Annotated in this window: 14 protein-coding genes; 7 read left to right on the forward strand and 7 right to left on the reverse strand. The window is 41.8% G+C overall.

The annotated features are described in order from the left end of the window. The first annotated feature begins 42 nt into the window (after positions 1–42). Entirely contained in the window at positions 43–891 is an 849-nt protein-coding gene (locus IUZ65_RS01720; protein WP_195706570.1) for a MurR/RpiR family transcriptional regulator, read from the forward strand. A gap of 65 nt (positions 892–956) precedes the next feature. Here IUZ65_RS01720 and ispB read toward each other — a convergent pair whose 3' ends face one another. After that, entirely contained in the window at positions 957–1,928 is a 972-nt protein-coding gene (ispB, locus tag IUZ65_RS01725; RefSeq protein WP_195706571.1) for an octaprenyl diphosphate synthase, read from the reverse strand. Between the two features lie 269 nt (positions 1,929–2,197). Here ispB and rplU point away from each other — a divergent pair, with 269 nt between their 5' ends. The 6 genes from rplU to folA all read left to right on the forward strand — a co-directional run bounded on the left by rplU (position 2,198) and on the right by folA (position 6,128). Then, complete coding sequence (gene rplU / locus IUZ65_RS01730) at positions 2,198–2,509, forward strand: 50S ribosomal protein L21 (protein ID WP_195706572.1); 312 nt, start codon at positions 2,198–2,200, stop codon at positions 2,507–2,509. Between the two features lie 21 nt (positions 2,510–2,530). Next, on the forward strand, positions 2,531–2,788 hold the full coding sequence (gene rpmA, locus IUZ65_RS01735; RefSeq protein ID WP_195706573.1) for a 50S ribosomal protein L27: 258 nt from the start codon (positions 2,531–2,533) through the stop codon (positions 2,786–2,788). A 222-nt stretch (positions 2,789–3,010) separates the two neighbouring features. Next, complete coding sequence (gene cgtA / locus IUZ65_RS01740) at positions 3,011–4,183, forward strand: Obg family GTPase CgtA (RefSeq protein WP_195706574.1); 1,173 nt, start codon at positions 3,011–3,013, stop codon at positions 4,181–4,183. Between the two features lie 198 nt (positions 4,184–4,381). Then, positions 4,382–5,149: a threonine/serine ThrE exporter family protein gene (locus IUZ65_RS01745; protein ID WP_195706614.1), complete on the forward strand. Its 768-nt coding sequence runs from the start codon at positions 4,382–4,384 to the stop codon at positions 5,147–5,149. Beyond that, positions 5,149–5,613, forward strand: a complete 465-nt coding sequence (locus IUZ65_RS01750) for a threonine/serine exporter family protein (RefSeq protein WP_195706575.1) — start codon at positions 5,149–5,151, stop codon at positions 5,611–5,613. The genes IUZ65_RS01745 and IUZ65_RS01750 overlap by 1 nt, the downstream gene beginning before the upstream one ends. A 17-nt stretch (positions 5,614–5,630) precedes the next feature. Next, a complete protein-coding gene (gene folA, locus IUZ65_RS01755) occupies positions 5,631–6,128 on the forward strand; it encodes a type 3 dihydrofolate reductase (RefSeq protein WP_195706576.1) in 498 nt (165 codons plus the stop codon). Between the two features lie 62 nt (positions 6,129–6,190). On the opposite strand, the gene IUZ65_RS01760 is transcribed toward folA, so the two are convergent. Genes IUZ65_RS01760 through lptD form a run of 6 tightly spaced genes read right to left on the reverse strand, consistent with a single transcriptional unit; the run spans position 6,191 to position 12,938 of the window. Beyond that, a complete protein-coding gene (locus IUZ65_RS01760) occupies positions 6,191–6,997 on the reverse strand; it encodes a symmetrical bis(5'-nucleosyl)-tetraphosphatase (RefSeq protein ID WP_195706577.1) in 807 nt (268 codons plus the stop codon). Between the two features lie 13 nt (positions 6,998–7,010). Continuing rightward, the gene (gene apaG, locus IUZ65_RS01765) at positions 7,011–7,391 is read right to left on the reverse strand and encodes a Co2+/Mg2+ efflux protein ApaG (RefSeq protein ID WP_195706578.1); all 381 of its coding nucleotides are present in this window, start codon (positions 7,389–7,391) and stop codon (positions 7,011–7,013) included. Between the two features lie 55 nt (positions 7,392–7,446). Beyond that, positions 7,447–8,253 (reverse strand): 16S rRNA (adenine(1518)-N(6)/adenine(1519)-N(6))-dimethyltransferase RsmA, encoded by an 807-nt coding sequence (gene rsmA, locus IUZ65_RS01770; RefSeq protein ID WP_195706579.1) that lies wholly within the window; start codon positions 8,251–8,253, stop codon positions 7,447–7,449. Between the two features lie 2 nt (positions 8,254–8,255). Then, complete coding sequence (gene pdxA, locus IUZ65_RS01775; protein ID WP_195706580.1) at positions 8,256–9,275, reverse strand: 4-hydroxythreonine-4-phosphate dehydrogenase PdxA; 1,020 nt, start codon at positions 9,273–9,275, stop codon at positions 8,256–8,258. Next, entirely contained in the window at positions 9,275–10,570 is a 1,296-nt protein-coding gene (gene surA / locus IUZ65_RS01780) for a peptidylprolyl isomerase SurA (protein WP_195706581.1), read from the reverse strand. Before surA ends, pdxA begins: the two co-directional genes overlap by 1 nt. A gap of 43 nt (positions 10,571–10,613) precedes the next feature. Then, entirely contained in the window at positions 10,614–12,938 is a 2,325-nt protein-coding gene (gene lptD / locus IUZ65_RS01785) for an LPS assembly protein LptD (protein ID WP_195706582.1), read from the reverse strand. Positions 12,939–13,059 lie beyond the last annotated feature (121 nt).

Consider the following 13,059-nt stretch of genomic DNA (forward strand, 5'->3'; position numbering starts at 1 on the left):
GTCCTGAATTGTATTGAGCAACACGCTTGTGTTAGGTTAATTATGTCTAAACTGATGAAAAAATTGGAATCGTTATCGCAGGTTGGTAATGATGCTGAAATGAAAATTGCCATTCAGCTTTTATTACTGGATACCGACATATCTGAAATGAGCGCGATTGCATTTGGTAAGCGTTGTGGGGTTAGCAACGCCTCTATTGTTCGCTTTGCTCAAAGTTTGGGATATAAAGGGTACTCGGTGTTTAAGTTCGACTACATGGCATTGCAAGCGCAGCGAAGTAGTCGTTCATTGTATAGCGACCCTAGCCGAAGCGATTCTCTGCAAAATATCATCAAAACATCGTCTTATTTATTAACGGAAAGTTTAGAGCACAGTGTTGAGTCATTGACGGAAGATAGGATAGAAGAAGTATCGAATCTATTTTTTAACGCACAATCCATTGCTATTTTTAGCCTTGGCTCATCATCTGTGGTTGCGTCTCATATCATGCAGAAATTTATGCAGTTGAATAAATCTGTATGTTTCCAATCAGACAGTTATTTGCAAGATTGTTTCGCTCAGCAATTAGGTAAGAAAGATGTGGTATTGGTATTGAATGCAAATGGTGAAACGGAAGAGATTGTATCTAGAGTAGAGGTAGTGAAAAAATCAGGGTGTAAAGTTATAGCGATCACCCGAGGTGGTCAATCGACTCTGAATGATCTTTCCGATGTGACCCTTCCTTTCTTTTATAGCGAAGAGCATCTCGATGTGATGAGCAGTGTTGCTCAAATCTCGCAAATGGCCATATTCGATATTGTTTTCTATAGATTGATATCTTTGATGGCTGAAAGGGACAATTCTATCGATGAGAAGAGAAAGCAGACAATATTTAAATTAGGAACAATATAAAAGAGGGTGATGGAAATCCTCTTCTACTATCTCTCTCACTCAACAGCTTTTTCTGGGTCTGCGTCTTATTTATTTCGTTTTACAGCCAAATGGGCAAGGGCAATCAATGCGTCTTTATATTCTGATTCTGGCAAGATAGTAAGTTCTTCAATAGCTTTGTCTGCTTCGTTATAGGCCAATTGAGTGGTGTATTCGAGAGAGCCAGTTTCTTGCATGACAGCTAAGATATCATCCAACCTTTCCATACCATTTGCTTTTTCTATTGCTTCACGAATCATCATGCTTTGCTGCTCGTTACTGTTTTGCATGGCATAGATAAGAGGAAGGGTAGGCTTTCCTTCAGCTAGGTCATCACCAACGTTCTTCCCCATCTCTTTCCCGTCAGCAGTGTAATCAAGCACGTCATCAATCAACTGGAACGCCGTACCAAGGTATTTACCGTAGTTCTGCATTGCGAGCTCAATGTCCTCAGATGCGTCGTTTAGAATGGCACCTATCTGAGTGGCCGATTCAAATAACCGAGCTGTCTTGGAATATATAACCTGCATATAGCTCTTTTCAGAGGTATCAGGATCATTGCAGTTGATCAACTGTTGCACTTCACCCTCAGAAATTACATTTACCGCTTCACTCATTAATGAAAGGATCTTTAAGGATCCTAAGCTTGTCATCATTTGGAAAGAACGAGTATACATATAATCGCCAACTAAAATGCTAGAAGCATTACCAAAGGCTATGTTAGCGGTCTCTTTTCCCCTGCGCATATCTGATTCATCAACAACGTCATCATGGAGTAAGGTTGCAGTATGGATAAACTCAATAAACGCAGCCGCCATTTGGTGATCATTTCCCTGATATCCAAGTGCTTTCGCCGACAAAAGGGCAAGAAGTGGGCGAATGCGTTTCCCACCGCCACTAACAATATAAAAACCTAATTGGTTTATTAATGTTACTTCTGAGTTCAATTGAGCTTGAATTATTTCGTTTACTTTTACCATGTCACTGGCAGTAAGTGCTTGGATAGCTTTAAAATCCATCTTCTTTCCGGCTGAGTTCAGTTCCCATAAGGGCATCTGTTTCTAATAATTGTCTAATATTACACTAAAAAACATTGAAAATTACACCATCTAAAGGCATGATTCTCCCACTTTTGTTTGGCGATTATGTTTTCGCCATTTTTTTACAAATATGGCTTGTCATAGGAAGTACATTCACGTAGAATCTGCGCCCTATTGATGATTAGTTTAGCGCACACCCCAAATGCTCGTACAATTGCATAGGCTGTGCGGAAAAAGCGGAGTAAAAAATGTACGCTGTTTTCCAATCTGGTGGTAAACAACACCGAGTAAGCGAAGGCCAAACCCTTCGTTTAGAGAAATTAGACGTTGAAACTGGCGCAACAGTTGAGTTCGATACTGTTCTTATGGTAGCTAATGGCGAAGAAATTGCTATTGGTGCTCCTCTTATTGAGGGCGGTAGAGTAACTGCGGAAGTGATTCAACACGGTCGTGGCGATAAAGTTAAAATCGTTAAGTTCCGTCGTCGTAAGCACTCTCGTAAGCAACAAGGCCATCGTCAGTGGTTCACTGAAGTGAAAATCACTGGTATTAGCGCTTAATTTAGTTAGGAGAGATATACAATGGCACACAAAAAAGCTGGCGGTTCTACTCGTAACGGTCGCGATTCAGAAAGCAAACGTCTTGGCGTTAAGCGTTTTGGTGGCGAATCAGTTCTAGCGGGTAATATCATTGTTCGTCAACGTGGTACTAAGTTCCACGCTGGCACAAACGTTGGTATCGGTAAAGACCATACGCTTTTCGCTCTATCTGAAGGTAAAGTGAAATTTGAAGTTAAAGGTCCTAAAAACCGTAAATTCGTAAGCATCGAAGCTGATTAATTTTTAGTTTCAAGCTGAATTTAAAAGCCCTGCCGATTAGGCGGGGTTTTTTATTTATAGCAGAACATAAATAAAGAGATATCTTGGACTAAAGAGTTTTTTCTTTATGTTCTATTGAGCAGATAGTAATTGATCTTGGGTGATCGATCTGATTGATGTTGGATCTGCTAAAATTATTATTATTCCTTTAGGATGATAGTTGCACCCAGTGCGGAGTAAGAGATGAAATTCGTAGATGAAGCGGTTGTAAAAGTAGAAGCGGGTGATGGCGGTAACGGCATTGTAAGTTTCTGGAGAGAAAAATTCATTACCAAAGGTGGCCCGGATGGTGGCGATGGCGGTGATGGCGGCGACGTATATCTGGTTGCCGATGAAAACTTGAATACCCTTATTGATTACCGTTTTCAGCGTTTTTATCCTGGTGAACGTGGTCAAAATGGTAGTGGTGGTAACTGTACTGGTAAGCGTGGGCAAGACAAAGTTCTTAAAGTCCCCGTTGGTACACGTGCAGTAGATATACACACCAATGAAATCGTTGGTGAAGTCGCTGAGCACGGAAAACAAGTGATGATCGCAAAAGGCGGTTGGCACGGTCTAGGTAATACACGTTTTAAATCTTCTGTGAACCGAGCTCCACGTCAAAAGACAATGGGTACTAAAGGTGAGGTGCGTGAACTGCGATTAGAGCTGCTACTGCTTGCTGATGTAGGTATGCTAGGCTTGCCGAATGCAGGCAAGTCGACCTTTATTCGTTCAGTGTCTGCGGCTAAACCTAAAGTCGCTGATTATCCCTTTACAACCTTGATCCCTAGCTTAGGTGTGGTGAGTGTTGTTCCTGGAAAGAGCTTTGTTGTTGCGGATATTCCCGGGCTTATCGAAGGGGCTGCTGAAGGTGCTGGACTGGGTATTCGCTTCCTCAAGCACTTGGAGCGCTGTCGCGTTCTATTACATATGGTTGATATTCTGCCTATTGATGGTAGTGATCCTGTGCAGAATGCACTTACTATCATTGACGAACTTGAGCAGTACAGTGAGAAAGTATCGCAAAAACCTCGTTGGTTGATCTTTAATAAAATTGATCTTCTTCCTGAAGACGAAGCAAATGAGAAGATCCAAGAGATAGTCGATGCTTTAGGATGGGAAGATGAGTATTTCAAAATTTCGGCTGTAAACAAGAACGGGACCAAAGATCTTTGTTATAAGCTCGCTAATTTCATGGATGCGCTTCCAAGAGAAAAGATTGAATTGACTGAAGAAGATAAAGTCGACTTTATGTGGGACGATTATCATAAAGATGCAATATCTGGCAAAGATGTTATCACAGAAGATGGTTGGGATGATGACGATGACGACGACGATATAGATGATGGTCATGTTATCTATGTTCGTGACTGATGTTCTCTAAATTAATCTTATCAATGAAACCGCGACAGTATGTTGCGGTTTTTTTATGCCTAAATCATGTTATACGTTTGAATTTTGAGGCAATATATAGCGTATAGGCGATTACAATGCTTTTATCTCGAACAAAATTTGATCACGAAAGATCAATAGACCCTAGTATAAGGACATTAAGTGGACACAAATATGAGTATAGAGGATAAGCAACGCGCTATTTCTCGATTAGTTGCTCAAGCAGGGCAGATGTTGTTGGCTCATGGAGCAGAAAGTACTCTGGTTGCGGATATTATGCGACGCATGGGGCTAGCAAGTGATGCTGACGAAGTAGAAGTGTCTTTGTCTGCTAACTCAATTGTCGTGACGACATTTATTCATGATCGTTGTATGACGACAACAAGGCGAGCGCCAGATCGCGGCATAAATATGCGCGTTGTTACTCAAATTCAACGTATCTGCATCATGATGGAGAAAGGGTTACTAGATTACTCTCTAGCACAGGATAGACTAAATAAGATCAGTCCCGCTAGGTATAATCGTTGGTTGGTTGTTCTAATGATAGGGCTATCTTGCGCATCATTTAGTCACTTGGCCGGAGGTGATTGGTCTATTGTCTCGATTACCTTTTTAGCCTCAGCTATTGGCATGATCGTAAGACAAGAGATAGGTCATCGGCACTTTAATCCTTTAATTAACTTTGCTGTAACGGCTTTTGTCACCACACTTATTTCCGCTCAAGCGATGGTATATGGTATTGGTAACCACCCTTTTATAGCAATGGCATCTTCAGTATTGATGTTGGTTCCTGGTTTTCCATTGATCAACTCTGTTGCTGATATGGTTAAGGGGTACATAAATATAGGTATTGCCCGTTTTGTAATGGGAAGTCTGTTAACACTGGCAACCTGTTTAGGTATCGTTGGTGCAATGACGCTGGTCGGCGTCTGGGGGTGGGTAGGATAATGGAAATAGTAATTGGTCTTCTAAATGATATGTTTTTTGCCTCTATTCCTGCTGTCGGTTTTGCTCTTGTATTTAATGTCCCACAAAAAGCACTAAAGTATTGCGCGGTTGGTGGTGCGATTGGACATGGTTCAAGGTATCTGATGCTTCAATATGGTGTGCCTATAGAATGGGCGACTTTTTTTGCTGCGACAATCGTTGGTATGATTGGTGTCTATTGGTCTCGAAAGTTTTTGGCTCATCCAAAGGTGTTTACCGTCGCGGCATTAATACCCATGGTTCCTGGTGTCTTTGCTTTTAAAGCCATGATCGCATTAGTAGAGATAAATCATTTGGGTTATACCCCTGAATTGGTATCGGTATTGATGGAGAACTTTTTGAAAGCGATGTTTATTATCGCAGGCCTTGCCATTGGATTGGCGATGCCAGGCTTACTCTTCTATCGACGCAGATCCGTGATTTAAACGAGAAGTATCATAAAATGAAAATTAGCATGATAGCCGCAATGGCGAAAAACAGAGTGATAGGTAAAGAGAATCAAATGCCCTGGCATTTACCCGCTGATTTCGCTTGGTTTAAGCGATGTACTATGGGGAAGCCGATTATTATGGGTCGTAAGACCTATGATTCTATTGGCCGTCCTCTTCCTGGCAGACAAAACATTGTCATTAGTCGTGATGTATCGCGAGTGATAGAAGGTGTAGATTGTGTTACTTCGCTTGAACAAGCGGTTGAGCTTGTTACTGAGCATGATGAAGTGATGATAATTGGTGGTGGATCTATCTATCAAGCGTGTTTAGAGAAAGCGGACTGCTTGTATTTAACCTACATAGAATTAAATGTAGAGGGTGATACCAAGTTTCCTGATTGGGGAGACGAGTGGAAAGAGACCTATTCGGAGTCGTTTTTAGCGGATGAAAAAAATGCTCATGACATGCGGTTTGTCGTTCTTGAAAAATGTGCCTCTTTGGACACGTAGATTCTATTTACAGTAGGGCCTAATCCGTCAGTTTAAGCTAATTGCTCTGTGGTTGTTGACAATTAGCTTAAGCTATCTTGGCTGAAAAAGGTTTTATCTTCCCAGCGCAGCATGGTTAAAGTGCCACCCCAGACACAGCCAGTATCTAAACCTATCGCGTGTTTATTTTCAAAACCTGACAGAGCGGCCCAATGACCAAATAAGATGGTTTTATCCAATTTTATTCTCTGTTTTAACTTGAACCAAGGAACCAGTTTTTTAGAGGTGACGTCTTGAGGTGGGAGCTTACATAGCATATCTAGGCGACCATCTGTAAAGCAAAAACGCATGCGAGTAAAGGCGTTGATAATGTACCTGTAGCGCTCGATTCCTTGCAGATCATCATCCCAATAATCTGGTGAGTTGGCATACATTTCTTCTATGAGCCATCTCCAGTTATCCCCTTGCAGCTCAGCTTCTACTTCTTTAGATGCTGCACAGGCTTGTTTTCTATCCCATTGAGGAGAGATACCCGCATGGCAAACGACAAACTCGTCATGTTCAGCAATCAACGGTTGATGCCGTAGCCAATCTAGAAGTTCATCTCTATCTGGTGCCGAGAATATGGGCAGTGTTCGGTCTTTTTTCTTTTGTGGGTGAATCCCCAATGAAACGGCAAGTAAATGTAGATCGTGATTACCTAAAACCGTTATCGCCGCAGAACCAAGAGACTTAACGAATCGCAATGTCTCAAGGGATTTAGGACCTCGGGCAACTAAATCACCAGCAAACCAAATAGTGTCGTGTTTCGGATCGAAATTGGCTTTGTTTAACAGTAGTTGTAACTCATCAAAGCAGCCTTGAATATCACCAACAATGTAGTTCGCCACGTAATTACACTCTTTAATTTAAAATATTTGGAATAGCTAAGCTAAACGGATCGACCTCTACGATGAATTCAGTACCGTCAGCATCATTCATTATGTATTGACCTTGCATTACACCAACAGGCGTCTCTATTGCCGTTGCACTTGTGTAGGTGTAATCGTCATTACTTTTTATATAAGGTTGCTTTCCAACAACGCCATCGCCTTCTACTGTCATCTGTTTTCCATCTGCATCCGTAATTAACCAGCGTCTTCCAATGAGTTGAACTGTCTGGTTACTTAGGTTTTTGATGGAGATGATGTAGGCAAACACGTACCGTTTGTGTTCTGGTTGAGATTGCTCTGCTACGTACTTCGCGTGTACTTGGCATTTGATACAAGGTTGAATAACGTCCATGTTCACCTCAATAGTTCAATTGTCGATAATAGCGTTGTGGGTTTTTGTTTTTATTCTAGCTGTGATGTTTCTCTAACCAGTTTGCCATGTCGACAAATTGCTCAAGGGTTAAATTCTCAGGGCGCATACCTGGATTGACTCCTAGAGCTTCTAATGTTTCAGTATCTAACAAGTGCTTGTAGCAGTTTCTAACTGTTTTGCGTCTTTGGTTGAACCCATCTCTGCATACTCTATCTAACCACTTTAAGTCAGTTGCCGGATAAGGAATTTCTTCATAAGGAACCAAACGAACGACGGCTGAATCTACTTTTGGTGGTGGGATAAAGGCGGTTGGTGGCACCTCTAACACAGGCACAACTTTGCAGTAATATTGAGCCATTACGGTCAATCGACCATATGTTTTACTACCAGGGCCTGCGGCTAATCGATTGACGACTTCTTTTTGTAACATGAAGTGCATGTCTTGGATATCTTTATGAAATTTAAAGAGATGAAACATTAATGGTGTAGAGATGTTATAAGGCAAATTACCAAATATACGTAACTTATTGTTCGGTTTAATCAACTGAGTAAAGTCAAATTTCATCGCATCACCTTCATAAATCGTCAGTTTTGACGAAAGATCGGGGTGATTACGTAAACGTTCAGCTAAATCTCTATCAAGCTCAATAACGGTAAATTTATCGATCTCTTTCCCAACGGGTTCTGTAATTGCACCAAGTCCTGGCCCAATTTCAACAAGGTTTTGCCCGGGTAAAGGGTTGATAGCAGAAACAATACCATCAATAATATAGGGGTCATTCAGGAAGTTTTGACCAAAACGTTTCCGCGCTTTGTGTCCCAAGTGGACATCATTTCTCATTATTATCTCTCAATTAAAGGACCCTTATTAACAAAAGGTTTTTTTTCAACTAATTCTATCGCGTGTTTAAGAGCGGTTTGGAAACTTCCTGTGTCCGCTTGCCCTGTTCCTGCTAGATCAAGTGCTGTACCGTGATCGACAGATGTTCTTATATAGGGTAGACCAAGAGTAATGTTTACTGATCGTCCAAAGCCTTTATATTTCAACACAGGCAGAACTTGATCATGGTACATACCAAGCACGGTATCTGCGTCTGCTAAATATTTTTCATTAAAAATGGTATCTGCCGGTAACGGCCCAATCAAATCAAAATCACACTCTGCCCTAAGCTTGTCAAGGGTTGGGGTGATCGTTTTGATCTCTTCATCCCCTAAACAGCCATCTTCTCCTGCATGAGGATTGAGTCCACATACATAGATTTTAGGGGATTTGATGGCAAATTTATTGACCAAGTCGTCATGAAGGATGCGGATTATACTCTCTAGCCGCTCTGCTGTAACGGCTTTTGATATATAAGCTAAAGGTAAATGGGTAGTGACTAAAGCAACACGCAGTCCTTCTGTTGCTAACATCATGACTACTAAGGGAGTATTCGACTTTTCAGCAAAGAATTCGGTATGCCCACTAAACGCGACACCGGCTCGATTGATTGCGCCTTTGTGGACCGGACCTGTTACGACAGCGTCGAATTCTCCGCTCATACACCCATTATTGGCACGTTCTAATGTCGCTAAGACATAGTGGCCATTTTTTTCGTTTAATTGACCCGCGACTGAAGGTTCCGCTTGCGAAATATGATCAACAAGCAGTGAACCTGCTTGTTGGGGTGTTGCTGCGATGGCGACATCGTAATCGACAAGCGTTACATTGATCCCAAGCTCTGCTGCTCTTTGAGCTAACAAGGTTTTATCTGCACAGACCACAATCTGGTGTGCCCAATCCGATTGCGATAAGGCTAAGACAAGATCTGGCCCTATTCCAGCGGGCTCTCCTGCTGTGACGATAATTCTTCTGGTCGACATTATTGTTCTTCACCTTCGTCATTTTCAATAAATTCAACAAACGCACTGGCTCTTATTTCTTGCATCCAAGCTGAGGCTTCTTCATTGAATTTACGATTAAAAAGAATTCTATAGGCTTTATTGGTTAGTGCTGTATCTGTTTTGTCAACTTCACGTCGATCAAGTACCTCAACAATATGCCAGCCGTGAACGGTCTTGAACGGCTCACTTATTTGACCAATGGGTAATATCTCTACTTGGTGCTTAAATTCTGGGACATATAAATCTGGGGTTTGGTAACCCAACTCCCCATTTTTAGCCGCAGAACCTGGGTCTTGGCTGTGTTGCTCTGCGAGCTCACCAAACTTGATCTCACCAGATTCGATGCGACGAGCGTAGTTCTGTAGTTGTTTTTGGGCGCCTTCATCACTGAGTATTACCGAGGTTTTGATCAAAATATGTCGGGCATTAACCTCTGTGACTGCAACAGTTTCTAACCCTCTAGTATCAGCGATTTTGATGATATGAAGCCCAACACCACTTCGAAATGGCCCAATAACCGCTCCTTTTGCCTGAGTTGTTATTTGATCCGCAAATATTGTTGGCATTTCTTCTTTGCGTAGCCATCCCCAATCACCACCTTCTAATGCCTTAGGTCCTTTTGAGTAACTGATTGCCATGGTAGAAAAATCTTCACCCTGATCAAGCTTCTTAATAATATCGTTGGCCTCTTTCTCAAGCGTTTGTTTGTCGGTGCCATCTTCAAGTCGTAATTGGATATGTTGAAGTCGATATTGTACAGAGGCGTTGGTCTCGGTAGCGAGTTGCTCAGACAAGCTTTCTACTTCTGCTGGCAATATGTTGATTCTACGACGAACGAGCGCATTACGAGCTTCGGAAATCGCGATCTCTTTCCTGACTTGCTCTCGAAACGTGACATAACTTACACCATCTTCAGTGAGTGAGTTTTGTAGTTGGTCGACCGTTAAGTTTCTTTCTTTGGCGATTTCTTGAACCGCTTGATTCAAACGGTTGTCATCTATCTTTACTCCAAGGCGTTCTGATTCTTGGAACTGGATAGTATCGACAATAAGCTTTTCTAGTACCTGCTCACGTAATACGTCGATGTCTGGCAAAGCTTGGCTGCCTTTCTTCGAGTTGGTTTCAAGCGTGATGATCGCGATATCAATATCACTTTGTAATATGACACCATCATTTACGATTACCGCGACTCTATCTAGCTCAACGGGTGCAGCCATGCTTGAGGCTGACAGTACAGATAAAAAAACTATTAGGGTGTGTTTCCACATTTTCATTTAATGTATACCAATAAATTTGTGTTGCTCAATGGCAAGACTGTTAATTTCCAAGTGCGAAAGGTCGACTATAGCCTAAAGCGGCATTAGATGAATCGACACCGGCTAAACCTGAACCACCGGCTATCGTTTGGCCAAAACCTACAATACCAAAATTCACTGTAAAGTTTTGTTCATACGTCGGTGAGTCTACCCCGATTTCATCCCAACTATAGAGTTGATTGCTGTATGAGAATCCGATATACCAACAATCACTGGTATAGTTGACCCCTGCTAACCACTCAAGGTTCACTTTTTCGTTGGTATCGTAGAAATACTGTCCATTCAGTTTCCAACTTCGGCCGAGGTTATAAGCGGTAATAAACCCTAACTGGCTAATACCTTCACGTGTGTAAGATGTATAATCATCTTCGCTGATAAAGTCGACATTGTTAGCAATATAGCCCAGTGAAACGTAACGATAGTTTAGCTGGCTGTACCCACCTGAGTATCGATATTCCAATGTGCTATCAGCAAGTTGCACTTTAGATGACGCGGTGTCGAATTGAAATCCACCTTGATAATAAAGATAGTCATCGTAGTTAAACTCAGTATCCAATGCCCAAGCTGAATAAGACGATGATGTTTCGTTTGAGACGGAATCATTATAGGAATCGTTGAGATAGAGGATCTGTCCAAATGAGAGATTCATTCTCTCTTTAAATTCATCATCAAAGAAACGCGTGGATGCACCATAGCTGAATTGATTTGCTGGAGCAATATAGTCAACACTGCTGTACTTTTTACTTCGAAAAAGCCCGTCGTAATCAAGCTGCAGCTTGGTTGTATCGTACCCAGAAAAGATTTCCGATTGATCCTCTTCAGGAATATACAGATACTGGATCTGCGGTTCAAGTGATTGGGTATAGCCTAAAATTTGAGTGGTATCGCGCTCTAGATACAATCCTGAGTGAATTCTTATCTGAGGAATGGTTCGTGAAACCTGCTCTTCATAATCATTGCTTGTGGTTAGGTTGTCAATGTCTTGCTCATAATAGGTTTGGAACAGCTTTGCTTCAGCAGTAAACGTGCCCCAAGTGGTGGATAGCGGCAAGGCTAGCGTTGGTTCAAAGTGTAAACGGGTAGCCGATGGGCTATCCGGGTCATCCGTTTCGAATCGACTGACATGGCTTAGTAAATTAAAATCGAGTTGAGAGTAAAAGTGGGGCGCGTAATAGTTGTATTCTATTTGAGGCATCAAACGATAGGGATAACTACCGGTTGACAATACTTGAAAGTCTCTTACCAATAATGTGGTATCCCAACGTTCGGATCGGTAGGATACTTCGCCAGATTGAAGGAGCTGCCCGTCTTCACGATTACCTATATTAGAATCGATGTCGGTGAAGTAGGTGATATCACTGACTTTCGAGTAGTCAATTTCAAACTTCCACGCCTCTTTAAATACGCCAGTATGGCTCCAGTTAAAGCCCCAACGGTCGCCTTTATCGAGGTATTTTTTGTCATCAGGAAGATACTCTGTGCTGAATGAGCCGGAACCTATTTCTGTGAGATAACGAAATTTTGCATCAAGCTGTGTTCCACGTTTCTCCATGTAATTAAAATCAGTCTGTAGATCATAATTAGGAGCAAGGTTCCAATAGACGGGAACGGTAAATCCAAAACCATTTTTACTGTCTAATGAGATAGCTGGGTATAGGAAGCCTGTTTTGCGCGTATCACCGATTGGAATGGTTAAATAAGGCAGATAAAAAATGGGTACAGAGAGAACTTCCACTCTTGGATTAAATAGAGTTGCCTCTTCATCAATCTGATCAATTTCAATCGATGACGCTCTTAATCGCCAAGCATTGTCGCCTTCTGGACAGGAAGTGATCGTGCCATCTTCCAGTTCATAAAATGCTTTATCTTTGCGATAAATAACCTTCGCGTCACCACGGCCGTCCTCACATAGAAACTCATATTGAGTATTTTCCAGTGTGGCAACGTCTGAATCTAGACTTGTTGTGGCTTTATCTGAAATGGTTTTTATCCGACCATCATAAGAATGCACATTACCTTCAGCAACAACTATATTATCTTGTTGGTGCAAGGTGATTGTGTCAGCGGATATACGCTTATGTCCTTGGGTAATAACAACGTCACCAGTATAGGTCGCTTTATCGCCATTTATCGCTTCGACGTTATCAGCTTCAACATGCACAGGGACTTCTGTGTCATTTTTGGTGGATGAATCCACAATCAAGCATTGATCTGTAGAGGGCATTTCCTGCACACTAGGGTCTTGTGACGTTTCAGCTTGAGTTGTTGGCACGAATACGGCTGCACTAATAGATGCAGCTAACAATGTGCGAGGGAAAAGTAGCATCGAGTTTAACTATCCTGTGTAACTTGATTCATTCAGAGGTCAAATAGACCTGTTCTGATATAAAATGTTCCTTATAATAACCTGAACTTGTGATGATGGGCATCAAAAACAATCTTAACTA

The sequence above is a fragment of the Vibrio sp. VB16 genome, assembly GCF_015594925.2.
Taxonomy (GTDB): domain Bacteria; phylum Pseudomonadota; class Gammaproteobacteria; order Enterobacterales; family Vibrionaceae; genus Vibrio.

Coding starts and splice junctions, on each gene's coding strand:
- rsmA (WP_195706579.1), bottom strand. CDS start 8,253: ATGAGAAATGATGTCCACTTGGGACACAAAGCGCGGAAACGTTTTGGT.
- rpmA (WP_195706573.1), top strand. CDS start 2,531: ATGGCACACAAAAAAGCTGGCGGTTCTACTCGTAACGGTCGCGATTCA.
- pdxA (WP_195706580.1), bottom strand. CDS start 9,275: ATGTCGACCAGAAGAATTATCGTCACAGCAGGAGAGCCCGCTGGAATA.
- cgtA (WP_195706574.1), top strand. CDS start 3,011: ATGAAATTCGTAGATGAAGCGGTTGTAAAAGTAGAAGCGGGTGATGGC.
- folA (WP_195706576.1), top strand. CDS start 5,631: ATGAAAATTAGCATGATAGCCGCAATGGCGAAAAACAGAGTGATAGGT.
- surA (WP_195706581.1), bottom strand. CDS start 10,570: ATGAAAATGTGGAAACACACCCTAATAGTTTTTTTATCTGTACTGTCA.
- apaG (WP_195706578.1), bottom strand. CDS start 7,391: ATGGACGTTATTCAACCTTGTATCAAATGCCAAGTACACGCGAAGTAC.
- ispB (WP_195706571.1), bottom strand. CDS start 1,928: ATGGATTTTAAAGCTATCCAAGCACTTACTGCCAGTGACATGGTAAAA.
- lptD (WP_195706582.1), bottom strand. CDS start 12,938: ATGCTACTTTTCCCTCGCACATTGTTAGCTGCATCTATTAGTGCAGCC.
- IUZ65_RS01720 (WP_195706570.1), top strand. CDS start 43: ATGTCTAAACTGATGAAAAAATTGGAATCGTTATCGCAGGTTGGTAAT.
- rplU (WP_195706572.1), top strand. CDS start 2,198: ATGTACGCTGTTTTCCAATCTGGTGGTAAACAACACCGAGTAAGCGAA.
- IUZ65_RS01750 (WP_195706575.1), top strand. CDS start 5,149: ATGGAAATAGTAATTGGTCTTCTAAATGATATGTTTTTTGCCTCTATT.